The sequence below is a fragment of the Taishania pollutisoli genome, from assembly GCF_014518315.1.
In the GTDB taxonomy this organism is placed as follows: Bacteria; Bacteroidota; Bacteroidia; order Flavobacteriales_D; family Crocinitomicaceae; genus Taishania; species Taishania pollutisoli.
This window is the reverse complement of the sequence record NZ_JACVEL010000005.1, coordinates 169,030-194,906: the sequence shown is the minus strand read 5'-3', so window position 1 is coordinate 194,906 and position 25,877 is coordinate 169,030. Positions and strand designations below refer to the sequence as shown.

Genomic DNA, 25,877 nt, shown 5'->3' with positions numbered 1-25,877 from the left:
TTTTTTTGAAGCGGAGAATTTGCTGAGATGATACAAAAAAGAGGGGTTCAATTTTTGAACCCCTCTTTTTAATGTATTGAAGATAACTATTATTTAATAACAGCAATTTTTCTGACTGTTGTTGAACTTGCAGATTTTACTTCCAGGAAGTAGTATGCTGCAGCAATGTTTTCAGAAATTTCAAATCCGAATGATACCGGTTGATTTACTTCGTTTCTCACCTCTGAAGTGATTGCTTCACCTTGAAGGTTTCTCAATGTAAATGTGATCGGTTCGTTCCCCGCTACGTATTGAATATTCAAAGCATTTCCGCTTACAATCGGGTTTGGAGAAATAACCAGTTCGTGCTCAGATGTAAAATCATCCGCTAAACCGAGTGTTCCGCCAATCATGATGTTATCAATGAACAGGTTGTTTGAATAATCAGATGCTGTAAACTCAATTTTGAAACGTGTTTTGTTATCGGCAGAAGTTGCATTAAACGGACGAGAGAAGCTTTTCCAATCGCTTGCTGATGCTGGAGTAAAGTTGATACTTCCTGCAAATCCTGCACTTGCCAACGCCGCTCCTGAGATCGTATGTTGTGTTGTTGTTCCCAATGGAACCCATGTTTCACTACATCCTCTTGAATAATATACTTTGATGTTTTCAGTCATGTCTGCTGTTTGTACAGCGTTTGTCGCATACGAATAATCAAACGAGAATGTAACACCGCTTGTATGTCTCAAATCGAACGTAGGTGTGATAATCGCGTCTACCTGTCCTCCAAGGTTGTTATAATAACGAGACTCTTGTGTTCCTGGCAATGCGTTTGAAATATCTTTGTATGTCGTTAATTTTACAGAACGGCTACTGTTAAATCCTGTACCTGCCGGTTCAAACTTGCTGAAGTTATCACCATCGTTTACATAACGCAACTCCTGGTATTGGTTTGCCGGCTCCAGGTCAAATGATTTCGGTCCTGTATAAGCAGCCCAGTCTTCCTGAACATCGATGTAGTGCGTAAATGTTTTTGTAACTTGTCCGGAAGCATTTCCAACAGTAAGTGTTACAGCTTTTCTTCCGAACGAGTTAAAAGAAACAGATGGATTTGCAGCAGTACTTGTTGCTGGTGTTCCGTCCTGGAATGTCCACTCACGGAACGTAACAGGTCCGTTGTATGATTTATCCTGGAATGCAACTGCTTGCCCCACACATACGAATTTACGGTCTGAAGTAATATCCACAGTAGGAATACATACCGGAGGAGTTGTCAAATCAATACCTGTTGCTTCATGTGTTGCAGCTGTGATCAGGTTCTTACGTTGACCGTCTGTACCTTGCAATGCATGTCTCATTACTTTCTTTTGTCCGGGTGTAAACATCATTGAACAGTAAGAATACTCCAAATAGTTTTGAACGTTCTCAATTGTTCCATATGTACCAACCAGGTTCACATTGTCAATTTCAAATGTTCCGGCAGTACTTTCAGCATTGTATGCATAGATTCTGAATGTAATCGGGTCGTGAAACTCTGTATAATTCGCTCCTGACAATGTTATTTTTGCTCCGGAGAACGAGTTGTCAGCATCATTTTTAATGAAGAATACATTTCCAGCCTGTACAGCTAACTCAGGGTGTGTCGGTGGAGTTGTCGTTGCTGTTAAGTTAGAACTGAAGTTATTCACGCTGGAGCGAACCACGAATGTTCGTGCCCCTTCATCATTTCTTCCTGCATCAAATGTGATTTCAGAGAGTGTAAGTCCTTGAAGAAATTGAGGAGTAACAGTAAATTCATAATATTTACCTGTATTAATTGTACCTGTCAGGTTTGCAAAGTCTGTTTCTCCGTCCGCTGCACCTGTTCCCCAACCTGTAAAGGAGAAAACACTATCAGCAGTTGAATTCGTTGAAACTCCGATTGCTTCAAAGTTGCTGAATTCGATTCGTTTAGTATTTATGATTACTTGAGTCGGAGGTGCAGTTGTGTCAATCGCACCGGAAGTTGTTGTAACGTTTCTGAAATCATATGTAGCAGCTGCTAAGTTATTCACGTCACAAACAATACTGATCGGGTCTGTACAGTCCGTATGTCCTTTTGTTCTTGGTGTATCATTGATACCGTCATCTCCACAAGCAATTCCCGGATTGTTGTTGCTTCCCCAAACGTGAGGCAACGCCAACCAGTGGCCTACTTCGTGTGTCAACGCTCGTGAATTGAACTCACTTCCCGGTGATAATCTCCCGATATAGTTGTAACGAAGAACGATTCCGTCTAACCAGTAGCCCAAACCATTCACATCTGTCGGATACAAGGCATAACCTGCTGTTCCCGACTCCATGCTGTTCACGATCCAAACGTTCAGATAACGGGAACGGTCCCACTGGTTCATTTTTACAAAATTGTCTCCAATGTATGTTTCATGTGAATAAATACGGTCAATACCGTTTGTACAATTTCCCCACGGATCATAAGCCGCAAGTTTAAACTGGATTTTCGCGTTAGCAATCAATGTGTCATACACTGAAACAACAGTGTTTGTGTCAGCATTCATCTTGCTGTAGTCGCGATTCAATACCGTCATCGCATCAAAAATATTCGCATCCGGAATATTCTCAACACCGTATTGATGAATGATATGGAAAACGACAGGAATCACAAAAACTGTGGAATCATCTTCATCTGCTTTTTCAACATAACCGTTGGCAATTAACTGCTTAAGGTCTTTAACTAAAGAGGGGTCTTTCTCCACCAACTGTTGATGATAATGGTCTGTAGCACATGAGAATTGTTGTGCCATAACACCACTTCCAGCAAACAAAACAACTGCAAATGAGTATAATAGTTTCTTCATAATTACATTAAATTTGCGTTAAAAATACAAAACTTTTTCATTTTGGAAATGAATTCAACACCATTTCATAAAAATATTGTTTTTAGATTGTAGTAAAAACAGTCGTTTTTATTCATAATGCAGTTCATTATCACCTGACTAAAGTAAATTTTAAAAGCGTAGGTTTTTTAACAATTGCTTTATGGTGTGTTTTTATTGATTAAACGGTTGTTATTTTCAACTGATGTGTTACGTGTTTTTTGGACGTAATTTCCTTATTTTATATACCTTATATATAGACCGTATTTTTTGAAATCCCGGATGATGCAATACCAGGATATGTTCATGCCCTGTATGGGCTTATCCGTCACCGGTTCTTTCAAATAGCTGTGCTACCTGTGAAAAGAGTAATCATTTGTTTTATAACGGAATAGTGTGTCGGTTTTGTCCGGTGGTAAAAACATGACATAAATCATGTTTTTACCCTATCCGGCTCATATTTTCTCTATGACAATCTCATGACATTTGCACCATGGGAATTATTTACGTGATGCTGGTAGTTAGTTTGCTGATTGCACTGTTCTTCCTGATAAGTTTTATCTGGGCAGTAAAAAATAATCAGTTCGAAGATGATTATGCACCATCCGTAAGAATTCTTTTTGAAGACGAAAGTAACGAAACAAAAGAAGAAGAAGATGGAAGTAGAGAAGTTTAATTACGACAACAAAATTGTTAAGTATTTTGCTTATGCCACCATTATTTGGGGGATTACAGGTATGCTTGTGGGATTAATTGTTGCCTTGCAATTGGCATTCCCGCAGTTTTTTAATGACTATTTAGGATTTAAAGTACTTTCCTTCGGACGTATCCGGCCGTTGCACACCAATGCCGTGATTTTCGCATTTGTGGGGAACGGGATTTTTACAGGGGTCTATTACTCCCTTCAACGACTGCTGAAAACCCGGATGTGGAGTGATAAGTTGAGTTACATTAACTTCTGGGGATGGCAGTTGATCATTCTTTCAGCAGTACTAACGCTTCCGCTGGGAATCACATCCTCTAAAGAATATGCGGAGCTGGAATGGCCGATTGACATCGCGATTACGGTTCTGTGGGTCGTGTTCGGATGGAACATGTTTGCGACCATTCTGGTCAGAAGGGTGAAGCATCTCTATGTGGCCATCTGGTTCTACATCGGAACATTCGTGGCGGTAGCTATTTTGCACATTTTCAACTCATTTGAATTGCCGGTTTCATTCCTGAAAAGCTACTCCTGGTACGCAGGGGTACAGGATGCGTTGGTACAATGGTGGTATGGTCACAACGCGGTCGCATTTTTCCTGACAACGCCTTACCTGGGGTTGATGTATTACTTCGTTCCCAAGGCGGCTGAACGTCCGGTATATTCGTATCGTTTATCCATTATTCACTTCTGGGCACTTATTTTTATCTATATCTGGGCTGGACCTCACCATTTGTTGTATTCCTCCCTTCCCGACTGGGCGCAAAGTTTAGGAGTCGTGTTCTCTGTCATGCTGATCGCTCCGTCTTGGGGAGGAATGCTCAACGGGTTACTGACATTGCGTGGGGCATGGGACAAAGTGCGTGACAATGTAACGCTGAAATTCATGGTGGTTGCCTTGACATGTTACGGGATGGTGACATTTGAAGGACCGTTGTTATCCCTGAAAAATGTGAACATGCTTTCTCACTTTACCGATTGGACAATTGCACACGTGCACGTTGGCGGACTGGGGTGGAACGGGATGCTAACCTTCGGAATGCTCTACTGGCTGTTCCCTAAAATGTTCCGCACAGAGTTGTACTCTAAGAAAATGGCGAATCAACATTTCTGGATCGCTACGTTGGGGGTAATCTTGTATGCGATTCCGATGTATGTTGCCGGATTTGTGCAAGGCTTAATGTGGCAGGACTTTACACCGGAAGGAACATTGGTCAACGGAGACTTCCTGAAAACAGTTGAGGCACTGCGGCCGTACTATGTGTTGCGTTCAATCGGAGGATTGTTGTTCATTGTCGGAACGGTCATGATGTTCTACAACCTGATCAAAACAGCGCGACAAGGTTCATTCCAGGCGGAAGAGCCTGCAGAGGCAACTGTTACCAAGAACCTGAAAGTATCCTCAAAAGGAGAATACTGGCACAGAAGAATTGAGCGCAAGCCGGTTCAGTTCATGATCCTGAGCATCATCGTTGTGGCGATCGGGGGAATTATTGAAATCGTACCGACTATGGTGGTGAAATCCAATGTAAAAACGATTTCGAGTGTGAAGCCATACACACCACTGGAATTGGAAGGACGCGATATTTACATCCGGGAAGGCTGTTACAACTGCCACTCGCAGATGATTCGTCCGTTGCGTTTTGAAACGGTCCGGTATGGCGAATATTCAAAAGCAGGAGAATTTGTGTACGATCACCCGTTCCAGTGGGGATCCAAACGTACCGGTCCGGATTTGGCACGGGAAGGAGGATTGCGAAGCAATTTGTGGCACTACGAACACATGATCCGTCCGAAAGATGTATCCGAAGGTTCCATTATGCCGGCATACCCGTGGATGAGAACAGATGACCTGGATATTTCTTTGACTGCGAAGAAAATAGAAGCCATGCAGAAATTGAATGTGCCCTACAAAGATGGGTACGCAAACCAGGCGGTGGCTGATTTGAAAAAACAAGCGCGCACCATTGCGGAGGACATTGTTAACAATTTTGAACCGGAAGTATTGAAAAATGTCAACAAAGAAGACTTGATCAAAGACATTGAGAAAAAAGAAATTGTTGCTGTGATTGCTTACCTGCAACGATTGGGGACAGATATTAAAGCGAGTGACGTACCAAAATAGAAGCTTATGTTACGATTTATAAAACACAATTTGACGACCATTGAGGGGATTGATATTTACCCGATGATCTCACTACTGATTTTCGTACTGTTTTTTACGATTGTTCTGACCAGAGTGATCCGGATGTCGAAAGCAGAGGTAGAAGAGTTGAGCAATATCCCGATGGATGTTGAGGAAGGAAGTACGTTTCATCAAGAAAATGAAAAGCAATGAAAAGGAGAAGTTTGTTTAAACTGGTTGTGGTGATCGGATGTTTGATTCACATAGGTAGTGTTGCCGCTCAAAATGGAGAACAGTTGTTTAAAAAATGTTTTACCTGTCATACCCTCGGTAAAAAATCAACAGGACCTGACCTGGTCGGAGTACGCGCCAAATGGGAAGCGGCAGGAGAGGGAGATTTGTTGATTGAGTGGGTGAAAAATTCCAATGCGCTGATCACATCCGGGAAAAGTACCATGGCGAATGCCATCAAAGATTTTTCTCCGACAACAATGGATCCGCAGCCGTTGTCGACAGAAGAAATCAAAGCCGTCTTTGACTACATTGATGCGTGGACGCCGGCTCCGGAACCCACAGCAGATGTCCCGGAAGGAACAGAAAAAAAGGTGGAAATCAAATACGTGCCGAATTACCAGAAAAACCTCACGATTTTCTACTGGTTCATTACTTTGACAATCATTTTATTGCTGGCAATCATCGTGCTTTCAGGGTCCATTTCTACATTGATTAAATCCGATTATTTCAAGGAGCGAATCGCGAAGAAAAAAGACGGGGGATCAACACTGTTATCGGTTCTTCTGCTGGTTGGTTTCTTATTTGCCGGAAATGAATTATTTGCACTTACATTCAACCGTCCCGGAATGGCGGAAGAAGGACAGCCGTGGCTGTTGGTGGAAAATCAGGATTTGTATTTCTTCCTGGCGATTGACCTGGTGTTGCTGGGAGTTGTGTTCTACCTGAGAAGTATGTTCATGAACTTCATGAGGATGGTGCGGACACCGAAAGAAAAAGCAATCAAATCGCCGGTAACGAAGAAATTGAATAAGGTACTGACAGATGCTGTTGATCTGGAAGAAGAACATACAATCCTCCTGCACCACGAATACGATGGAATCCGGGAGTTGGATAACAACCTGCCACCTTGGTGGGTCTGGGGATTCTACGCAACAATCGTGTTTGCAGTGGTGTATGTATTCCATTTTCACATTCTTGGAACAGGGGATTTGCAGACCACCGCATACGAGAAAGACATGATCGCGAAACAAAAAGAGGTCGAAGCATACCTGGTTAAAATGGCGATGAATGTTGATGAGACAACAGCAGAATTGTTGGAAGATGAAAACGACCTGAAACAAGGGAAAGCTTTGTTTGATGTAAACTGTGTGGCTTGTCACCTGGAAGACGGATCCGGTAAAATCGGTCCGAACCTGACGGATAATACATGGATATACGGGTACGACATCAAAGAAGTATTCGGAGTTGTGAAGTACGGAACGTCGAACGGGATGCCGGAACATGCTTCTAAATTGAAGCCGACACAGATTCAGCAGGTCGCGTCTTACATTCTGCATTTCAAAGAAGCTGCGAACGGAAAAGAACCGGAAGGTAAGATCGTTCGGCAATAAAATGTTTGCAATACGTCGTGTGACGAAAAAATAATTGAAGGGGAGTTTTATCTAAAGACATTAGATATGAGTTTGGAGGAAGGTTTTAGAGACCATATAGCAACCGTAAATGACAAAGGGAAACGCATCTGGATTTTCCCGAAAAAACCCAGTGGGACATTTTATAACTACCGTAAAATAGTGTCCTATTTTCTCTTGGCCTTCCTCTTTTTGGCTCCCCATCTCAAAATCGGTGGAAAGCAACTGTTGCTCTTCAATATCCTGGAGCGGAAGTTTATTCTGTTTGGAAGTGTCTTTTGGCCACAGGATTTTTGGATCTTTGCATTGGTGATGGTATTGGGAATAGTCTTTGTCATCTTCTTTACCATCATTTTTGGAAGGTTATTTTGCGGATGGGTTTGCCCGCAGACCATTTTCATGGAAATGCTGTTTCGCAGAATCGAATACTGGATTGAAGGTGATTATACCCATCAGAAACGACTTCGGGAATCGCCCTGGACAAAAGAAAAACTCCGGAAGAAGTTTCTCAAGCACCTGATCTTTTGGGTCATTTCTTTCCTCATTGCCAATACGTTCCTGGCTTATATTATTGGTTCCGACAGGTTGTGGGAAATTCAGACAGATCCGTTGAATGAGCACGTCGGAGGACTGGTTGCAATTGTCATTTTTACCACCGTTTTTTACCTGGTTTTTGCAAAATTAAGAGAGCAGGTCTGTACAACAATCTGCCCCTATGGAAGGCTGCAGGGTGTACTGCTTGATGCCAACTCCATGGTGATTTCTTATGATCATGTGCGGGGAGAGGAGCGAGCAAAATTCAAGAAGAATGAAGACCGGTCGGCAGCAGGAAAAGGGGATTGCATCGATTGTCGTCAATGTGTGCATGTGTGCCCGACAGGAATCGACATTCGCAACGGAACACAGCTGGAATGTGTTAACTGCACTGCTTGTATTGATGCCTGCGATCACATGATGGAAAGTGTGGGCTTGCCCAAAGGATTGATTGCATTTAAATCGGAAAATAACATCGTTGAAAAAAACGGTTTCAGATGGACGCCGCGTGTCAAAGCGTATTCTGCATTATTGATTTTGTTATTGGGTCTGGTAGCAACGGCAATGATCACCCGTAAGGATTTTGAAAGCATTATTCTGCGACAACGGGGAACGACGTACCGAATTGACCAGGGAAGTGTTGTCAATATTTTTGAGATCAGTCTGGTGAATAAGACAAGCCATGTTTATAAAGTTGAGTTGAAACTGCCGGAAGGACAGAAGGGAGAAGTGGAGCAGGTGGTGAAAAACCTCATTCTGCCGGCTGAAGGAACCGTCAAAGAGCGTTTTATCGTTCGTCTGCCGCTCAGTGAAATAAAAGGAGGGAAGAAAGAATTTGACCTGCAAGTGTATGGGAACGGGAAACGAATTGACCGTGAAAAAGTAAAAATCATCGGTCCGATTTTCTGACCGGATGGAACAAATTATTTAACAAGAGAAACAAATGAACTGGGGAAAAGGAATTATGATCGTAATGGGACTTTTTATCGTTTTTATCGGTGTATTGGTCTCTGTATTGGCCGGGCAAAAAGTAGATCTGGTGAGTGAAGAGTATTACAAGGAAGAAATTGCCTATCAACATGAAATTGATGCCATGCATTCGGCAAAATTGCTGGATTCACTTGTCATCTCGCAACAGGACGGGCAATTGATTGTTCAGTTTGCAAAAAACATTGAAGCTGATTCCATTGTGTTGAAATTATGGCGACCAAATAATCAGCAACTGGATCAGTCGTTTTCAGTAACAGGGACGCATGTTTTTTTAATTCCGCTCAATACGTTACAGCAAGGGATGTATGACATCCGATGTGAATATTGGACGGAGGGAAAAAACTTCCTTCAGAAACAATCGGTTCTGATTAAGTAATTGCCGTGCTATGCGGATTTGAATACGTAGCGGAATAAGATTGCCATCAATCCACCTCCGATGTGGGCCAGTTGTGAAATCTGATCTTCCTGGAAACTGCTGACAATTTCCTGTCCCAAAAACAGACAGACTACCAGGATAAACGTGAGGGGGACTTCTTTGTTGGTGGCATTGGATAAGCTTGCCAGAATAATGTACAAAAACACCAATCCGCTGGCACCAATCAAACCACTGTCAGACAAAATAATGTGCGCAATTCCGATCGCAAGTGTCGTGATCACACTCATCGATAGTAATTTTTTCCACCCGTATTGTTTTTCCAGCAACGGGCCAATGAGCAGAATGATTCCGAAGTTGGCCGTTAAATGCGTAATGCCCGCGTGACTGAGCGGATACAGAAACAACCCGACATACGATTGCCAGTTGGTGAAATCAAAATTGCCGTTGAGAGCAAGAATCTGCAACGTTCCGCCAATGCTCAGACTAATAATCAGCACAAACATAGCCAATAACGTGAAGGTCAGTATAAAAGGCGAATTGAATGTAATTTTCATATTTCGGTTATTTCTTAGCGGTAAAGGTAATTGAATGCCAAATGACCCGGAAGCCCCCGTTTGAAACTTTTCAACAGCAGACGTTCCATAAAGCGAATGAGTTCTTCCTTTTAATTATGAATGATCGAGTGTTGCCAATAAAATCTATTGTTGCGAAGCTTTGATCATTGACTTTATGACTGTATGATTTTATGACCTTTTGACTTGCTGATGTTATGATTGATTTCACACTACCTCATTCAAAATGCAGTATGCTATATGTTGTGGAGTTTTGAGCATTGATAATTAATGGTTCCTCGCTCTTCACTTTCAACTCTAATCCACTTTCAACTATTCACTCTCCACTAACCACTTATTATTTCCACATAATTTAATCAATATTAAAATCCGTATCCTTATCTTTGCAGTCCAAAATAAACAGATAATAGATTTTATAACAATGATTAACATTACTCTTCCGGACGGATCGGTAAGACAGTACGACAAAGGAATCACTCCTATGGACGTCGCTATGAGCATCTCAGAGGGATTGGCTCGCAATGTTCTTGCCGCAAAGATTGACAACAAAGTTGTAGATGCCAACACACCGATCAATGGTGATACCACGCTGCAGTTGTTGACCTGGAACGACACCGATGGAAAATCAACCATGTGGCACTCGTCCGCTCACCTGATGGCAGAGGCGCTGGAATTCTATTATCCGGGCATCAAACTGGCGATCGGACCTCCGATTGCAAACGGTTTTTACTACGATGTCGATTTCATGGATTATACCATTCAGGAAAAAGACCTGGAAAAGATCGAGCAAAAAATGAAAGAACTGGCAAAGGAAAAAAGCCCGTTCGTTCGTAAAGAAGTGTCAAAAGCCGATGCGATTGCTTATTTTACAGAAAAACAAGATCCGTACAAACTGGAGTTGATAGAAGGGTTGGACGACGGACAAATTACATTTTATACACAAGGAAACTTTACCGACCTGTGTCGCGGACCGCACATCCCGAATACCGGTTTTATCAAAGCGGTAAAACTGACTTCCATTGCAGGAGCATACTGGCGTGGTGACGAAAAAAACAAGCAGTTAACACGCATCTACGGAATCACATTCCCCAAAGCGCAAGAGTTGACAGAGTACCTGGAAAAAGTAGAAGAAGCAAAACGCCGTGATCACAGAAAACTGGGGAAAGAACTGGAGTTATTCACATTCTCACAGACTGTCGGACAAGGATTGCCATTGTGGTTGCCGAAAGGGGCAGCATTGCGTGAGCGCCTGGAAAATTTCCTGAAAAAAGCACAACGCAAATCAGGATACGAACAAGTGATTACACCGCACATTGGGAACAAAGAATTGTACGTGACTTCCGGTCACTATGCGAAATACGGTGCCGATTCATTCCAGCCGATTAAAACACCGGATGTGAATGAAGAATTCCTGTTGAAGCCGATGAACTGCCCGCATCACTGTGAGATCTTTAAATCACGACCACGTTCGTATAAAGAATTGCCGGCTCGTTTTGCAGAATTCGGAACTGTTTACCGGTACGAACAAAGCGGTGAATTACATGGATTGACACGTGTCCGCGGATTTACTCAGGATGATGCACACATTTTCTGTACACAGGACCAGGTAAAAGAAGAATTCAAGAAAGTAATTGATTTGGTATTGTATATTTTCAAAACGTTGTCGTTTGAAAATTTCAAAGCACAGATTTCACTGCGCGATCCTGAAAATCCTTCCAAATACATCGGAAGTGATGAAAATTGGGAGAAAGCTGAAAGTGCGATCATTGAAGCAGCAGCAGAGAAAAACTTACCGACCATTGTGGAGTACGGTGAAGCGGCCTTTTACGGGCCGAAACTGGATTTCATGGTGCAGGATGCATTGGGGCGTGAGTGGCAGTTGGGAACAATCCAGGTCGATTACAACCTGCCGGAGCGGTTTGAATTGGAATACATCGGAGCAGATAACCAAAAACACCGACCTGTGATGATTCACAGAGCACCGTTCGGATCCATGGAACGCTTTGTTGCTGTATTGCTGGAACACTGCGCGGGAGACTTTCCTTTGTGGTTGACTGGCAGTCAGTTTACGATTCTTCCGATTTCGGAAAAATACAATGCTTATGCAGAAAAAGTTTCAGAATTCCTAAATAATTACGATATTCGCGGTTCCGTTGACGACCGAAACGAGAAAATCGGTAAGAAAATACGTGAGGCAGAGCTCAACAAAATCCCGTTTATGTTGATTGTTGGAGAACAGGAAGAAGCCAATCAGCAGGTTTCCGTTCGCCAGCGAAAAGAAGGGGATTTAGGTGCAATGAGCATGGAAGAGTTTAAGAATTTGGTAGAAAAATTGGTAGAACAAGAACTTGTATTTAACGTATAGTTTAATTTTTGAATGGCTAAATTAAGAGGTGGTAAACCGGTTCGTCAGGAACCAAAAGAAGAACATAGAATTAATGAAAAAATAGTTGCTCCTCAGATCCGATTGATCGTTGAAGGTGAAGAACCGAAGGTCATGAGCGTGAGAGAAGCATTGGTTTTAGCCGAAGAGGCTGAATTGGATTTGGTAGAGATTTCTCCGAATGCCGTTCCGCCGGTTTGTAAAATCATGGACTATCGGAAGTTCTTGTACAACCAAAAAAGAAAACAAAAAGAGCTCAAAGCGAAGCAAAGTAAGATTGTCATCAAGGAGATCCGTTTTGGCCCCAACACAGATGATCACGACTTTAACTTCAAACTGGAGCACGCTAAAAAATTCCTGGAAGAAGGAAGTAAAGTGAAAGCGTACGTGTTCTTCCGCGGACGTACAATTGTATTTAAAGACAGGGGGGAGATCTTGTTGTTGAAATTTGCACAGGAACTGGCCGATTTAGGTGTGTTGGAACAAATGCCTAAACTGGAAGGGAAGCGAATGACCATTATGATCAACCCGAAAAAGAAATAAAAAAGTATGAGTTATTAATTTATCAAGTGTACAATTTATGTACTTGACCTTTGATAATTAATAATTCATAATTAAAAGAAGCTATATAGAGGTAACTTTAAAATTGAAGAGAGATGCCAAAAATGAAGACTAAATCCAGTGCAAAGAAGAGATTCACAGTTACTGGAAGCGGTAAAATCAAAAGAAAACACGCATTCAAAAGTCACATCTTAACTAAGAAGTCGACAAAAAGAAAGCGTAACTTGACATACGCCGGATTGGTTCACCCGTCTGACGAGTCAAATGTTAAATTACAATTGGGATTGAAATAATCAACCCCAAGGTTTATTAATTGTTTAACCCGGTAATGAGTAACTAAGTCGTTTGAAATAACAACGCACTTTTTATCAAAAAACTTAAAAATTATGCCAAGATCAGTAAATCATGTTGCTTCAAGAGCACGTCGTAAGAACGTGATGAAGCTTGCCAAAGGTTACTTTGGACGCAGAAAAAATGTTTGGACAGTAGCAAAAAACGCCGTTGAAAAAGGGTTGGGATATGCATACGTCGGACGTAAACAAAAGAAAAGAAACTTCCGTTCATTGTGGATCGCGCGTATCAACGCAGGTGCACGTCAGAATGGATTAAGCTATTCTCAATTCATGGGAGCTGTTAACAAAAGTGGAATCGAGTTGAACCGCAAAGTACTTGCTGATTTAGCAATGAACCACCCTGAAGCTTTCAAAGCAGTTGTTAACGCTGTAAAAAAATAAGTAATAATTTTCTCTATATAGTAAAAAGTCCTTCGCAACCCGGAGGACTTTTTTTGTGGAGTAAGTGCTGAATGAAATAAAAAACGGGAACCAATGATCAATACATGATCACACCCGAACCGATCAATTCTTCGCCCAGGTAAAACGCAGCAAATTGTCCCGGAGTGATTCCTTTCTGAAGCTCATCAAACAGAATGTACAACCCGTCTTCTTTTTTGTACAAGGTAGCATTCTGTAATGGTTGACGGTAACGAATCCGCACACGACAAGTCAAAGAATCTCCAGTGTTCAATATGTATTTGCTGTTGATGTAATTGATCTCATCATTGGCAATAAACAAAGCAATTCTGTTCAGGCCGGGATGCGTTTCTTCCTGCCCTGTATAAACGGTATTGGTCGCTGTATCGATCCCGATCACAAACGAAGGGTTTGGTCGTCCGCCGATGTGCAGTCCCTTGCGCTGACCAATCGTATAGTAATGTGCCCCGATGTGTTCGTGCACTTTTATTCCGTCACTTTCGTGGAATGTAAACGGTTCAACCAGTTGCTCTAAATTCTCTTCTGTCCTTGCGAGTGAATGATACGTCGAAAACTGTGGAAGCGTATCCGGGATTTCTACAATATTACCTTTCTTTTGAGCCAATTGTTGTTGTAAAAAGACAGGTAAACTGATTTTTCCGACAAAACACAAGCCCTGCGAATCTTTTTTATCCGCAGTGACCAGCCCAATTTCACTTGCAATCTCACGTACTTCCGATTTCAGTAATTCACCGATCGGAAACAGTGCTTTGGCCAATTGTTCCTGACTCAACTGACATAAGAAATAAGATTGATCCTTGTTCGGATCTTTTCCTGCCAGTAATCCGAATGTTCCGTCTTCGTGTTCAATTTTCCGACAATAATGACCGGTTGCTACGTAATCGGCACCGAGTTCCATTGCCGCTTTGAGGAATACATCAAATTTTATTTCCCGGTTGCACAGTACATCCGGATTGGGAGTTCTTCCGGCTTCATATTCGCTGAACATGTAATCGACGATTCGCTCTTTGTATTCTTTACTTAAATCAATGACTTGAAAAGGGATATTTAATTGCTGGGCAATCAACAAGGCATCATTGGAATCATCGATCCACGGACATTCATCCGAAAGCGTTACGGACTCATCATGCCAGTTGCGCATGAACATCCCGATTACCTCATATCCCTGCTGAATCAATAAATGTGCAGTAACACTTGAATCTACACCTCCTGATAGTCCTACAACCACTCTTTTCATAGTGCAAAATTACACTTTTTCGAGGAAATAAAATAATTGAATCGCAGTAGTTACATAGCAAACGCATTTACTTTTTAACTCATTTAACCTGTTCTCGCAAAGACGCAATATGAATAAACCAATACCTTTGGGACTTAGCGGCTTGGCGAGCCATTTCTATGTAAATCATTAAAGAAATTAGCGTGAAAAATTTTAAATGTATGTGTCCTGGCAGTAGTTATTAAAAAGGTGTTTTTTCATGAATGTGTTTATTTTTTTTGTAATTTCACATGAATCAAACACTTATAAATGATGAAAACAATACTCTTTGCAGCAGTGCTTTTTGTTGTGTCAACAGTCAGTGCTCAAAAATTCTCCAAAGTAAAAATTTATGCTGACCGGGATGGTTTGGTACAATTGTTCAACGAAGGAATCCCGGTGGATCATGGTTACCGGAAAAGCGGACAGTTCATTATTACCGATTTGTCCGAGCAGGATATTCAGCGTGTGGCGGCATTAAATTACCAGTACGAAGTGGTGATTGACGATGTAAAAAAATACTATGTTCAACAGAATTCTTATCCTGCACAACCTAAAAATGCAAGTTGCTCCGGGACCTCGACCGGAAATACAAACACAGTTCCGGAAAATTTCCAGGTTTCTTCAACCTACGGAGGATATTACAAATACAATGAAATGTTACAGGAACTGGATGAAATGGCTGCGTTGTATCCCAACCTCATTTCTGTGAAGGCACCGATTCACACTTTCCTGACATGGGAAAACCGACCGATTTACCAGGTAAAGATTTCCAATAATCCGAATACAGATGACGGAGATCCGATGTTGTTGTATTCTGCTATTCACCATGCCCGTGAACCAATGAGTATGTCCCAGCTGATTTATTACATGTGGTATCTGCTGGAAAATTATAACAATAACCCGGAAGTCAAGTACCTGGTTGATCATACACAAATGCTTTTTGTGCCGTGCTTAAACCCGGACGGTTACATTTATAATGAGACAACTGATCCGAACGGAGGAGGAATGCACCGGAAAAACAGGAATCCCAATATCGGTTCCACCAATAAAGGAGTGGACATTAACCGGAATTATTCCTACGGATGGGGAACAACTGGTGTGAGTACCAATCAAAACAATGACACCTATCCGGGGACAAGCGCTTTTTCTGAACCGGAAACACAAGCAATGCGCTGGTTGGTACAAAACCTGCCGGTGAGAGCAGCATTGAATGCACACACGTATGGAGACATGTTGTTGTTTCCGATTGGAACGACTGCTGAAGAGTATGCTGACCACCACGATTACTTCCAGGCATTGGGTGATCACCTGACTCAGTATAATGGATTTGAAGCAACTAAAAGTAGTGGTTTATATCCTGCTTCAGGTGATTCGGATGATTACATGTACAAAGTAGATGTGGGAGTAGGAGTGAAGGATACCATTTTTGCGATGACGCCGGAGATTGGCGGAAGCTTCTGGCCGGCAAGTTCAGAAATTATTCCGACCTGTCAGGAAATGCTGTTTGTCAATTTAGGGTTGGCGCACATGGTCCATAAATATTACATTGTAAACGAAGACGATCCGATCTCCGTGACGACAACAACCGGGAATTTTCACCACACAATTAAACGTCTGGGAAGAGAAAACGGACCGGCAACCGTATCGTTGGAACCGTTGCTGAATATCCAGAGTGTTGGAACTCCCGTTGTGTACAACCTGGCAGCTACAGGAACAGATGATGGAACGATTTCTTATGTGTTGACGACCGGTATCCAGGACGGAGACGAAATAAAGTATGTATTGACAACCGATGACGGAAACTGGGTGCAACGGGATACCATCACAAAGATTTACGGATCGGGTGCGGCAATGGATGAAGTGGTATCCGAAAATGGAGAAAGCACAACCAACTGGACCGGAAACTGGAATACGACAACGGCAAAATATTATTCACCGTCCCGTTCAATTACCGATTCTCCGGGAGCTGATTACCAAAACAACACGACGCGTACGATGATGTATTCCAATCCGATTGACCTGACAAATGCAGCGTCTGCTAAAGTCACATTCTACGCACAGTGGGAGGTTGAAGCAGATTATGACTACTGTCAATTCCAGGTTTCATTGGACGGGGGAACTTCCTGGATCGGACAATGCGGTTTATATACCAATGCGGGGTCAGCTGCCAATAACTCTGTTCAGCCTGATAACGAGCCGGTATGGGATGGAACACAGGCTAATTGGGTGGCGGAAGAAATCAGTTTAAGCGACTACATCGGGGAAACAATTCATGTTCGTTTTATACTGGAATCCGACGGAGGCGTCAGAAACGACGGGTTTTATTTTGATGAGTTTAAAATTCTTGTGAAAGAAGCTGAAGCACCTGTAGAACCCGGGGTTGGTCTTTCTGTAGTAGAGAAAAATAATTTGATTGTTTATCCGAATCCTTCGTCAGGATTGGTGTACATCAAAGGAGGAACAATCAATGACCGTGTTGAAGTAACAGATTTGAGAGGTGTTGTTGTTCATCAAGCCACCGTTACTTCTGCAGAAGCTGAACAACTGGATGTTACTTCGCTTTCTACCGGAACATATTTGGTGAAAATTTCAGGAGAAAACGGAACGTCAATTCACCAGTTGGTCATTGGGAAATAATCGCTAACTGATCAATTTACAGATAAAGCGTCTGTAAGTCTTTTTAAATGATTTTCAGGCGCTTTATTGTGTGTAAATGTTTTCATATTTGAGGCGGTTTTGCCATTGTTAAAACCATTTTTTGGTATTTCGGTTCAAAAAGGGTACTTTTGTTGCTCCGCAAAGGAACCATTTACATGAAAAAGTACATCACTTACACCCGCTTCCTGATTGGAATACTAATGTTATTGCATACAGGCATTACCTGCCTTTCCCAGACCCCGGTTACGCGCATTTACACCGATCATTCAGGTTATTTTACAAGTTCGACATCTTCTCCTGTTTCCGTAGATGTTGCCACGCAGAACCTGATCGCATTCCGAACCGGATCTACCGTGTGGTCAACAGGTGTCAACAACGCTGCGCTGACGGCAAATGGAATTACTTTTGTCCCGCTCAATTTTAACGCAATGCCCGCAACTGTATCGGGAAGCAGCAGCAGCGCTGTTATCGGGCTTGGAAGACAATACGGAGGTTTTAGTACGACTCCGGCAGCAAACGGATGCTACCCGGCGGTTACTCCTCCTTTCGGAGGGAATGTTTCATCTTACCTGACGGACGGACAGAACGGATTGGATTTGTCGACAGCTGTATTCAATATCGGAGGAACTATCGGATACACTGTTTCAATGATCGACCCTGCGTCAATAGGAGATGGTGTACCGGACATTGTTGTGACGCAAACCGGCGATCTGAATAGTTCGGTGTGGGACAAATTCCGCTTCTTAAATGCGTCAAATGTCCTGGTCGGAACGGAAGTAGATGTTAATTTCTCAGCTGTTTCTGCCGTTGCGCGTCCTTACTGGAAATTTTATACATTGGGAGGTGCCTGCGGTGCATCAACTGCCGGAACAAGGGATCTTCGCCTGTTGGCATTTGATTTTGCCGACCTGGGAATTACAATTTCCAATTATACAAGCATCGCACGCTTTCAACATATATTGACACCAAACAGTGATGTCGCTTTTGTAGCCTACAATACTATTTCGGCTGTTATTTTGCCAATTACACTCCTGAGTTTTGAAGCGCAACAGGAAAACGATGAGGTACGTATCCGCTGGAGAACGGCAACTGAAATTAACACTGATTATTTTGTGATTGAACGAAGTGCTGACGGATATAACTGGGAGCAGGTAGTCCGAAGAGCGGCTGCAGGAAACTCTCATGCAGAGCTGCAGTACGAAGAATTTGACGAAAATCCGTTGAATGACGTTTCCTATTACCGGCTTAAACAAACCGATTTCGACGGGAATTATACCTATTCGAATATTGTTGCCGTGAATATAGAAGGGAAGCCTGTTGAATTATTTCCCAATCCTGTTTCCGGTATATTATCTGTCCGGGGAGAAAATGTAGGGAAAATTCGCGTTTTAAACCTGTTGGGACAAGATGTTACCGGTAAAACGATGGTTGTGAATGCGAGTAAAACATTCGTTCAGATCGATGTCAGTACGCTGGATAAAGGGTATTATATCATCCGGAGCAAGGGGCGGAGCTACCCGGTCATTGTCGAATAAACTTACTCAAAATTCACTCCTTGTTTTGTGAGAATCCGCTTTACTGCAAAAGCAAAAAATGCCAGGTAAGCAAAGCAAAAGATGCCTACGATAAATGAAGATTGAATCGTAAAAATATCAGCTAATTTTCCTTGCAAAGGAGGAATAATCGCTCCTCCCAGGATCATCATCACCAGAAACGCGGATCCCTGTGTTTGATACCTTCCGAGTCCGCCGAGCGCCAATGAGAAAATACAGGGCCACATAATGGAACAGAATAACCCTCCGCTCAGAAAGGCGTAAATTGAAACGATACCGCTTGTCCGGATACCTATGATCATGGCCGCGACACCTAAAATACCGAACACGCCAAGCGTTAATGCGGGTTTGTCCTGGGTGAGGTAAAATGCAATGATTTGGAAAAGAACACAGATAATATACCAGTTCAGTGGCTCTACATTGTATCCCCACAGTTTGCTGATCCCCATAATGATTCCAAATGCAATCAACGGGACAATGAAGCGTAAAAAACGTTGACTTGATGCGCTAAGATTAAAAGCGGCGATGGCACCCGTCCAGCGCCCGATCATCAGACTCCCCCAGTACATGGAAACAAAAGGCGCGATACCGGAACCATCAATCTTGTGGTCTTCTTTGAGTAGTTCTCCCAGGTTGCTGCCAATAGATACCTCGACGCCGACATAGATAAAAATCGCCAGCATTCCCAATGTCAGCTGAGGATACTGCATGGCTCCCCATCCGTGTTTGATTTTAGAACCTTTGAAATAGGTGAAGAGAATTCCGGATATAACTACTAAGAGACCGGCCAGCCATCCGATAATCCGTATTTGCTCCGCATGTTTCTCATCTCCGTTAAAACGGTCGCTGTAACTGTAGAATACAGGAGCAAAACAAACAATCAGTAGCCCGGTGATGACCAGTAAACTGGTGATCGCCTTTTTTTCAGACAGCTTTTCTGAATGTTCCTCTGCTATCTTTCCCTCCGGTACGTTTTTCGAGAACCGGAAGAGCAATGCAACCGCTAAAAATAATAGTCCTACACAACCGTAAAGGATGTTGACTTTATCCAGTTCGAGTTGTTTTATCTGTTCATCACTGATAGCGGCAGTTGTGCCGAACAATGCCAGTGAAATGACCAAAGGTCCGATCGTTGTCCCAAAACTGTTTACAGCTCCACCCAATGTAATGCGGGTACTTCCGGTTTTTTCATCCCCCAGAATAATCATAAACGGATTTGCCGAGGTCTGTTGCAGGGAAAATCCAAGAGCAACAATGAACAGCCCGAATAGCATTCCTGAAAATACATTGTTGTAGACCGAAAAAATCATTGCTCCTGCACCGATTGCTGAGAACAACAAGCCAATGACAATCGTTTTTTTATACCCCCAGGAACCCACTAAATCTTTTCCTTTTGACGAACTGATCAAAAATAAAGTGAGTGCTCCCAGGTAATAGGCGCCATAAAATGCAAAATCAACTAACTGGCTTTGAAATTGATCCAATCCGAAATATTCTTTACAAAAAGGAATGAACACGGTATTTCCGGAAGCAATAAATCCCCAGAAAAAAAAGACCGTTGTAAGTGTAGTAAGGGCTCCGTTATTTGTGTGTTGATTACTCTCGTTCACCAATTGATTCATAGCTAGTTTTTAAGAAGTGATGAAAATACAAAGCTTTGAGAAATGAACAATAGGAATCCGGATTTATTTATTGGGTAAGTATTGTTCATATCGTTCTTTCTCCGGTGGAAGATGGAACAGGTCAGTTTTCTTTTTCATCGTAATTCCATAGATTCAACAAGCGATACGAATGAGTGTACAGATTTGCTATAAGACCATATTCAATGAAAAACAATGCGTTTTCACCTGGTTTGTTGAACACGTCGAACATACTGTCATTTCCGAACTTTTCTTCGGTATAAATAAGTGCCAGGATATCCGGTGTTGTAAACCCTTTTCGGATTAGCTCCTCATACATGTATTTTCGCGGTTTCCAATAGTCCGCCCGGAGAGAATTATCCAGAATCATGAATGTTTCTTCAACAGCCGGGTGAATCAACAGAGAGTCGGGCAAACTCAGGAGAATACTATCCAGTTTCGGAGCATTTCTAAGTGCTTCCTGAAATACACTGTCCCAACTGGCATGGAGTGCAGCCGTATCCACGGGTTCCCATGGATTTGCCTCCGACCGGAACCGTTTATAAAACCGGGTGTTGAGCGAGTCAATGGTGCTGAGTTCATTTACAACCCGTTGAGCTTCGTTGGAAAGTGTGACAGAACTTCTTGTTTTTTCCCGTATTTCGTCCCATTTCCCGACCCCGACGATCGGTTCAAACCACAAACCGTGTATGCGGATGATTCCCCGGATTTTTGGATTCCGTTCCATTGCCAGGTAAATGTACTTTTCTGTTGAGTCCGCTTCGTTCTGTTGAGAATAACATTTGGCCATGTTCAGGTAATCAGCCGCTTTAGGAGGAATCGGAATTGCAAATGCTTCTGTCAGTAAGACATAAGCGTGGTCAACCATTCCGTGTTCCAATGCTTCACAGGCCTGATTGCACAGCGAATGAAACCGGGCCGTTTGCTGAGCGGTGCCTGTACGAGCCAGGAAGCAGCATAATCCCAATAAAAAGTAGTTGGAAATGAAACGCATTCTGTTTCTTATTATAACGGTATACTTATAAAAAGTAACAGATGAATGTGTTAAAGATGAAATAGTTCCCGGGCATTTTTAGTGGTAATTGCGGCAATTTCCGCTTGTGTAACCCCGTATACCTCCGTTAATTTTTCAGCCACATGAAGCAGGTAAGCACTTTCATTCCGTTTTCCACGATAAGGGACAGGGGGTAAAAACGGAGAATCTGTTTCCAGTATGATGTGTTGTAAATCAATGCGTTTAAGTACTTCAGGTAATTCCGATGTTTTATAGGTAACAACTCCTCCGATTCCGAGTTTGAAACCACTATATGACAATGCGTGCTGAGCTTGTTCATAGGTCCCTGTAAAGCAATGGAAAACTCCTGTGAGCCGATCGTCATTGAGTGCATCTAATACGGAAAAAATTTCATCAAATGCATCCCTTGCATGAATGGCAATAGGTAGCTGGAGGTCTTTCGCCCACTGAATTTGCTCCCGGAACGCATATTCCTGTTCCGCGACAAATGTTTTATCCCAGTAGAGGTCCATACCGATTTCGCCAACAGCAATACATTGTTCCCGATGCGTGTAAAGTGCCTCTTTGATAATCGAAAGGTCTTTTTCCACATCTGCACCCACAGAACCGGGGTGTAATCCGACCATCGGCAGGCAGTTGTCTGGAAATTGCGCAGCCAGGTCAAACATGGGTTGAATGGATGCGACATCGATATTGGGGAGCAACAGCTGCGTAATACCATTGTCAACGGCACGTTTTACAACTTCGTTGCGGTCTTCATTAAATGCCTCGGAAAATAAATGGGTGTGCGTATCGATGAACATGTGGGAGCCGGGAAATTAAAACAAAGAGATGGTCAATCCTAATTGCAGTAAATGCAATTGAGTACTGCCGTCTCCGGAATACATCGGGTTAAAGTTGTACGAACCAAACACAGCAAAATCCCGGACGCCTATGCGTACATGGGCAGAATAAATGAGTCGCTGGATATCCGGAGCGTTTTTTATTTTTTCTACATGCTGCACACCGTCCTGTTCAAATTTTGCTTTCTCAAAAAGACTCAGCTGATAACCGATTTTTCCGCCGATGTGTACTTTGAAATGTCTCCATCCCTTTGTCCGAAAACGCAGTTCGAGAGGTACCGAAAGCTGATGCCCGATTAATTTTCGCTTTCCGAACAGCCCCACATCCTGAAGGTCACCGAAAGTAGTTGTCCGATTTTCCTGGTCGTATACAACGGGCATGTCGTGGCGAAGTTTATGAAAACCATAGCTTGGCCCGATTGCAAGAGAGACCACGTTTTGACTGGCCAATGGAATTTCAAACAGCCAGCTTACGTTCATTCCCATGGAAGGTCCCTTCATTTTAAAAGTCTTCCGGTCTCCAATCCAGTCATTGTATGTAATGTCAAACATCAGGCGATCGTATTTGCGCAGCATTTCCGGCCGTGCAGGTTTCCACCCTGTATTGTACCACATAACTCCCGGTCGAAACCGCGATTTGTTTTCTCCCCTGGAATTATACTGCCCGAATCCGGTCAGGGATATCCAGACAAAAACAATGGCTATGTTGAATTTCAAAATCATCGTGTGTAACAACGGGAAACAAATTTAATCATTCTTTTGTTCAAAACGCGATTTCACCTGCGAATGTTTAGTTCCCATCTCCAGGCATCCCTCACAGCATCTTCCGTTGTGTATTTTGTACTCCAGTTCAGCAGTTTTTTTGATTTGGCAGGATTGGCATATATTTCAGCCACATCCCCATGTCTTTTTTCTCCGAACTTCCAGGGAACCGCTTGTCCGGATACGTTTTCAAAGGTACGGATCAGTTCAAGTACAGAAGTTCCTTTTCCCGTCCCGATGTTAATGAATTCGACATCCTGCAGAGGAGTTGTTTCAAGGAAATGAAGTCCCTGAACATGTGCGTCCGCAATATCCATCACATGAATGTAGTCGCGGATGCATGTTCCGTCAGGAGTAGGGTAATCGCTTCCGAAAACAGTTAACTCCGGTTGAATGCCGACAGCTGTTTGGGTAATAAACGGCAACAAATTGTTGGGTTTTCCTATCGGTAATTCACCGATTAATCCCGAAGGGTGCGCACCGATCGGGTTGAAATAGCGCAAGGCAAGCATGTTGAGCGGAGCCCCGCTTTTTTTAACGTCGGTTAAAATCTGCTCACCGATTACTTTTGTTTGTCCGTAGGGAGACCTGACGATGCCTGGTTGTGTGCCCTCCGTTACTTCTTTTACGCCTTCCGGTTCTCCGTATATGGTACAGGAAGAAGAAAAAATAAAATTGGTTACCTTATTTCGCACGGACCAATCAAGTATTGTGACCAGGCTTTCAATATTATTGCGGTAATATTGTAAAGGATTTGTGACGGATTCCCCAACAGCTTTATAGGCTGCAAAATGGATCACACCCTCAATCTGCATTCCTTCCAGTGCCGCGGCAACTTCTTTTTTATCACACACATCGACAGCAATTACGGGCACTTTTTTCCCTGTGATTGTTTCCAGTTCCCTGATAACAGTTTCGTGTGAATTCCGGAAATCATCCAGGATAATCGGTGCGTATCCTTTTTCAATGAGTTGAACAACGGTATGAGAGCCGATGTAACCTGCACCACCTGTAACCAGAATGTTTTTCATGTTCGTTCGATTGAGGAGCGAATATAAGAAATATTTCAGTCTTTTACTGTGACCGTTGATTCTCCCGTTGGCCGGTATTCTCAAATCAATTGGGAGGAACTGCCGGTAAAACAGTTTGGCTTTCGATTATTTTACCTATATTTAAAATGATAATTAAAAATTTACACGAACATGCTTTTAAATACACTGAACCTGGAGAAGGTACTTTTTCTGGACATTGAAACAGTTCCCCAGGTATACCTGCCACAGGATTTGGATGAGGAAACACGAAAATTGTTTGGGACCAAGCTGAATGTATCTCCGGATGAAATCGGAAATTTTGAAGAAGCATATTTCCGAAGAGCGGGAATTCTTGCGGAATTTGGGAAAATCATCTGTATTTCTGTCGGTTTTCTGCACGATACGGGTACAGGAAGGCAGCTCCGTCTGAAGTCATTTTACCACGATGATGAAGAGACCCTGTTATTGCAATTCAAGCGATTGCTGGATGAACACTACAATACTCCCTATCATTTGTTGTGCGGTCACAATGCCAAAGAATTTGATTTCCCCTACATCTGTCGCAGAATGCTGATCCACGGTATAGAACTTCCCAATATTCTCAATATGGCAGGTAAAAAACCATGGGAAATTGCACACCTGGACACAATGGAATTGTGGAAATTCGGAGATTATAAAGCATACACTTCACTCGCATTGTTGTGCCATGTGTTTAAAATTCCAACTCCGAAAGATGATATTTCAGGGGCAGATGTGGCTCGTGTCTACTACGAAGAAAAGAACCTGGAGCGCATCAAAGTATATTGTGAAAAAGATGTGGTCGCATTGATTCAACTCTTTTTGAGAATGCAGGGAGAACCTTTGGTCGACCAGGCAGAGGTGTACCATTCGACATAAATACCTGTTTTTTCCGGCTGCACCCAACCTTTTATTTTCAGACTTCGTTAAGAAAGAAGAATTTTTGATAATTGTTAATAAAGATGTAACTTGCAGTCGGACAATTTTATAAGGATTTTGAAGAAACCGGATAATATTACACCTGAACTACTCGCAAAGTGTGTGAAGGAAGATCGGAAAGCCATACAGGTCTTGTACGAGATGTGTTTCGGGATTCTTATGCCTGTTTGTGTCCGCTACCATACCAATGAAGAGGATGCCCGTTCATCATTTCATTTAGCCTTTATGAAAATTCTGAAAAGCCTGAAAGATACACCTGAACAATTGAATTTTGTACCATGGGCTAAACGCATTACAATAAACACACTCATTGATGAATACCGGAAACAACGAAACTATTCTTCTAAAGTGACGGGAAAGGAAACAGAACGAGAGCTGGAAGTACAGGGAAGTCACTTTGAAAATGATGGTGAACAGGAGATCGGGTATGAACTGATTCTGAAGTTGGTAGCCGAACTGCCTGAACTGACTGCCAGGGTATTTAACCTGTTTGTGGTAGAAGGATATTCACACAAAGAAATCGCTGAAATGCTTGAAATGTCAGAGGGAACTTCTAAATGGCACCTTTCGACAGGCAGAAAAATATTGAGGGAAAAACTGGAAACAATTGAAAAAATGAAAACAAATCGACTTAAAGTGGCCTTATAAA

At 42.6% G+C, this 25,877-nt stretch carries 22 protein-coding genes; 14 read left to right on the top strand and 8 right to left on the bottom strand.

What is annotated here, in order from left to right; genetic code table 11:
• Nucleotides 1-89: 89 nt before the first annotated feature.
• Complete coding sequence (locus H9Y05_RS09560) at nt 90-2,834, bottom strand: M43 family zinc metalloprotease (RefSeq protein ID WP_163491486.1); 2,745 nt, start codon at nt 2,832-2,834, stop codon at nt 90-92.
• A 511-nt stretch (nt 2,835-3,345) separates the two neighbouring features.
• Here H9Y05_RS09560 and ccoS point away from each other — a divergent pair.
• The 6 genes from ccoS to H9Y05_RS09530 all read left to right on the top strand — a co-directional run bounded on the left by ccoS (nt 3,346) and on the right by H9Y05_RS09530 (nt 9,223).
• On the top strand, nt 3,346-3,528 hold the full coding sequence (ccoS, locus tag H9Y05_RS09555) for a cbb3-type cytochrome oxidase assembly protein CcoS (RefSeq protein ID WP_163491485.1): 183 nt from the start codon (nt 3,346-3,348) through the stop codon (nt 3,526-3,528).
• The gene (ccoN, locus tag H9Y05_RS09550; protein ID WP_163491484.1) at nt 3,509-5,680 is read left to right on the top strand and encodes a cytochrome-c oxidase, cbb3-type subunit I; all 2,172 of its coding nucleotides are present in this window, start codon (nt 3,509-3,511) and stop codon (nt 5,678-5,680) included. The genes ccoS and ccoN overlap by 20 nt, the downstream gene beginning before the upstream one ends.
• Before the next feature lie 6 nt (nt 5,681-5,686).
• Nucleotides 5,687-5,893 (top strand): CcoQ/FixQ family Cbb3-type cytochrome c oxidase assembly chaperone, encoded by a 207-nt coding sequence (locus H9Y05_RS09545; protein WP_163491483.1) that lies wholly within the window; start codon nt 5,687-5,689, stop codon nt 5,891-5,893.
• The gene (locus H9Y05_RS09540; RefSeq protein WP_163491482.1) at nt 5,890-7,305 is read left to right on the top strand and encodes a cbb3-type cytochrome c oxidase N-terminal domain-containing protein; all 1,416 of its coding nucleotides are present in this window, start codon (nt 5,890-5,892) and stop codon (nt 7,303-7,305) included. The genes H9Y05_RS09545 and H9Y05_RS09540 overlap by 4 nt, the downstream gene beginning before the upstream one ends.
• A gap of 66 nt (nt 7,306-7,371) precedes the next feature.
• On the top strand, nt 7,372-8,766 hold the full coding sequence (gene ccoG, locus H9Y05_RS09535) for a cytochrome c oxidase accessory protein CcoG (RefSeq protein ID WP_216714148.1): 1,395 nt from the start codon (nt 7,372-7,374) through the stop codon (nt 8,764-8,766).
• 34 nt (nt 8,767-8,800) lie between these two features.
• The gene (locus H9Y05_RS09530) at nt 8,801-9,223 is read left to right on the top strand and encodes a FixH family protein (protein WP_216714147.1); all 423 of its coding nucleotides are present in this window, start codon (nt 8,801-8,803) and stop codon (nt 9,221-9,223) included.
• Between the two features lie 8 nt (nt 9,224-9,231).
• On the opposite strand, the gene H9Y05_RS09525 is transcribed toward H9Y05_RS09530, so the two are convergent.
• Nucleotides 9,232-9,777 carry a rhomboid family intramembrane serine protease gene (locus H9Y05_RS09525; RefSeq protein WP_163491479.1) on the bottom strand — a complete coding sequence of 182 codons (546 nt, stop codon included), beginning with the start codon at nt 9,775-9,777 and terminating at the stop codon, nt 9,232-9,234.
• A 439-nt stretch (nt 9,778-10,216) separates the two neighbouring features.
• Here H9Y05_RS09525 and thrS point away from each other — a divergent pair, with 439 nt between their 5' ends.
• From thrS to rplT, 4 genes are all read left to right on the top strand, one after another.
• A complete protein-coding gene (gene thrS, locus H9Y05_RS09520; RefSeq protein WP_163491478.1) occupies nt 10,217-12,160 on the top strand; it encodes a threonine--tRNA ligase in 1,944 nt (647 codons plus the stop codon).
• A 12-nt stretch (nt 12,161-12,172) separates the two neighbouring features.
• Nucleotides 12,173-12,721, top strand: coding sequence for a translation initiation factor IF-3 (infC, locus tag H9Y05_RS09515; protein ID WP_163491477.1), 549 nt, complete (start codon nt 12,173-12,175; stop codon nt 12,719-12,721).
• Nucleotides 12,722-12,834: 113 nt separating this feature from the next.
• Nucleotides 12,835-13,032, top strand: a complete 198-nt coding sequence (rpmI, locus tag H9Y05_RS09510) for a 50S ribosomal protein L35 (RefSeq protein WP_163491476.1) — start codon at nt 12,835-12,837, stop codon at nt 13,030-13,032.
• A gap of 93 nt (nt 13,033-13,125) precedes the next feature.
• A complete protein-coding gene (gene rplT, locus H9Y05_RS09505) occupies nt 13,126-13,473 on the top strand; it encodes a 50S ribosomal protein L20 (RefSeq protein ID WP_163491475.1) in 348 nt (115 codons plus the stop codon).
• A 97-nt stretch (nt 13,474-13,570) separates the two neighbouring features.
• On the opposite strand, the gene mnmA is transcribed toward rplT, so the two are convergent.
• Complete coding sequence (gene mnmA, locus H9Y05_RS09500; protein WP_216714146.1) at nt 13,571-14,749, bottom strand: tRNA 2-thiouridine(34) synthase MnmA; 1,179 nt, start codon at nt 14,747-14,749, stop codon at nt 13,571-13,573.
• Nucleotides 14,750-15,037: 288 nt separating this feature from the next.
• On the opposite strand from mnmA, the gene H9Y05_RS09495 reads away from it, so the two are divergent.
• Nucleotides 15,038-17,407, top strand: coding sequence for a M14 family zinc carboxypeptidase (locus H9Y05_RS09495; protein ID WP_216714145.1), 2,370 nt, complete (start codon nt 15,038-15,040; stop codon nt 17,405-17,407).
• Between the two features lie 176 nt (nt 17,408-17,583).
• Nucleotides 17,584-18,963 carry a T9SS type A sorting domain-containing protein gene (locus H9Y05_RS09490; RefSeq protein ID WP_216714144.1) on the top strand — a complete coding sequence of 460 codons (1,380 nt, stop codon included), beginning with the start codon at nt 17,584-17,586 and terminating at the stop codon, nt 18,961-18,963.
• A 2-nt stretch (nt 18,964-18,965) separates the two neighbouring features.
• Here H9Y05_RS09490 and H9Y05_RS09485 read toward each other — a convergent pair whose 3' ends face one another.
• The 5 genes from H9Y05_RS09485 to galE all read right to left on the bottom strand — a co-directional run bounded on the left by H9Y05_RS09485 (nt 18,966) and on the right by galE (nt 24,271).
• Complete coding sequence (locus H9Y05_RS09485; protein ID WP_216714143.1) at nt 18,966-20,603, bottom strand: MFS transporter; 1,638 nt, start codon at nt 20,601-20,603, stop codon at nt 18,966-18,968.
• 121 nt (nt 20,604-20,724) lie between these two features.
• A complete protein-coding gene (locus tag H9Y05_RS09480) occupies nt 20,725-21,615 on the bottom strand; it encodes a hypothetical protein (protein ID WP_216714142.1) in 891 nt (296 codons plus the stop codon).
• Nucleotides 21,616-21,665: 50 nt separating this feature from the next.
• Entirely contained in the window at nt 21,666-22,439 is a 774-nt protein-coding gene (locus tag H9Y05_RS09475) for a TatD family hydrolase (RefSeq protein WP_216714141.1), read from the bottom strand.
• Between the two features lie 15 nt (nt 22,440-22,454).
• The gene (locus H9Y05_RS09470) at nt 22,455-23,195 is read right to left on the bottom strand and encodes a hypothetical protein (protein ID WP_163491468.1); all 741 of its coding nucleotides are present in this window, start codon (nt 23,193-23,195) and stop codon (nt 22,455-22,457) included.
• Between the two features lie 59 nt (nt 23,196-23,254).
• Nucleotides 23,255-24,271, bottom strand: coding sequence for a UDP-glucose 4-epimerase GalE (galE, locus tag H9Y05_RS09465; protein ID WP_216714140.1), 1,017 nt, complete (start codon nt 24,269-24,271; stop codon nt 23,255-23,257).
• A 171-nt stretch (nt 24,272-24,442) separates the two neighbouring features.
• On the opposite strand from galE, the gene H9Y05_RS09460 reads away from it, so the two are divergent.
• Together H9Y05_RS09460 and H9Y05_RS09455 are read left to right on the top strand one after the other, a co-directional pair.
• The gene (locus H9Y05_RS09460; protein ID WP_216714139.1) at nt 24,443-25,168 is read left to right on the top strand and encodes a 3'-5' exonuclease; all 726 of its coding nucleotides are present in this window, start codon (nt 24,443-24,445) and stop codon (nt 25,166-25,168) included.
• A 117-nt stretch (nt 25,169-25,285) separates the two neighbouring features.
• A complete protein-coding gene (locus H9Y05_RS09455; protein ID WP_163491465.1) occupies nt 25,286-25,876 on the top strand; it encodes an RNA polymerase sigma factor in 591 nt (196 codons plus the stop codon).
• The last annotated feature ends 1 nt before the right edge of the window (nt 25,877 follow it).

What these genes read in the sequence shown, in the direction of transcription:
- H9Y05_RS09530 (WP_216714147.1), top strand. Translation starts at nt 8,801, where the DNA reads ATGAACTGGGGAAAAGGAATTATGATCGTAATGGGACTTTTTATCGTT.
- rplT (WP_163491475.1), top strand. Translation starts at nt 13,126, where the DNA reads ATGCCAAGATCAGTAAATCATGTTGCTTCAAGAGCACGTCGTAAGAAC.
- galE (WP_216714140.1), bottom strand. Translation starts at nt 24,271, where the DNA reads ATGAAAAACATTCTGGTTACAGGTGGTGCAGGTTACATCGGCTCTCAT.
- H9Y05_RS09540 (WP_163491482.1), top strand. Translation starts at nt 5,890, where the DNA reads ATGAAAAGGAGAAGTTTGTTTAAACTGGTTGTGGTGATCGGATGTTTG.
- ccoS (WP_163491485.1), top strand. Translation starts at nt 3,346, where the DNA reads ATGGGAATTATTTACGTGATGCTGGTAGTTAGTTTGCTGATTGCACTG.
- H9Y05_RS09560 (WP_163491486.1), bottom strand. Translation starts at nt 2,834, where the DNA reads ATGAAGAAACTATTATACTCATTTGCAGTTGTTTTGTTTGCTGGAAGT.
- H9Y05_RS09490 (WP_216714144.1), top strand. Translation starts at nt 17,584, where the DNA reads ATGAAAAAGTACATCACTTACACCCGCTTCCTGATTGGAATACTAATG.
- H9Y05_RS09525 (WP_163491479.1), bottom strand. Translation starts at nt 9,777, where the DNA reads ATGAAAATTACATTCAATTCGCCTTTTATACTGACCTTCACGTTATTG.
- H9Y05_RS09475 (WP_216714141.1), bottom strand. Translation starts at nt 22,439, where the DNA reads ATGTTCATCGATACGCACACCCATTTATTTTCCGAGGCATTTAATGAA.
- mnmA (WP_216714146.1), bottom strand. Translation starts at nt 14,749, where the DNA reads ATGAAAAGAGTGGTTGTAGGACTATCAGGAGGTGTAGATTCAAGTGTT.
- H9Y05_RS09545 (WP_163491483.1), top strand. Translation starts at nt 5,687, where the DNA reads ATGTTACGATTTATAAAACACAATTTGACGACCATTGAGGGGATTGAT.
- H9Y05_RS09485 (WP_216714143.1), bottom strand. Translation starts at nt 20,603, where the DNA reads ATGAATCAATTGGTGAACGAGAGTAATCAACACACAAATAACGGAGCC.
- infC (WP_163491477.1), top strand. Translation starts at nt 12,173, where the DNA reads ATGGCTAAATTAAGAGGTGGTAAACCGGTTCGTCAGGAACCAAAAGAA.
- thrS (WP_163491478.1), top strand. Translation starts at nt 10,217, where the DNA reads ATGATTAACATTACTCTTCCGGACGGATCGGTAAGACAGTACGACAAA.
- ccoN (WP_163491484.1), top strand. Translation starts at nt 3,509, where the DNA reads ATGGAAGTAGAGAAGTTTAATTACGACAACAAAATTGTTAAGTATTTT.
- H9Y05_RS09480 (WP_216714142.1), bottom strand. Translation starts at nt 21,615, where the DNA reads ATGCGTTTCATTTCCAACTACTTTTTATTGGGATTATGCTGCTTCCTG.
- rpmI (WP_163491476.1), top strand. Translation starts at nt 12,835, where the DNA reads ATGCCAAAAATGAAGACTAAATCCAGTGCAAAGAAGAGATTCACAGTT.
- ccoG (WP_216714148.1), top strand. Translation starts at nt 7,372, where the DNA reads ATGAGTTTGGAGGAAGGTTTTAGAGACCATATAGCAACCGTAAATGAC.
- H9Y05_RS09495 (WP_216714145.1), top strand. Translation starts at nt 15,038, where the DNA reads ATGATGAAAACAATACTCTTTGCAGCAGTGCTTTTTGTTGTGTCAACA.
- H9Y05_RS09460 (WP_216714139.1), top strand. Translation starts at nt 24,443, where the DNA reads ATGCTTTTAAATACACTGAACCTGGAGAAGGTACTTTTTCTGGACATT.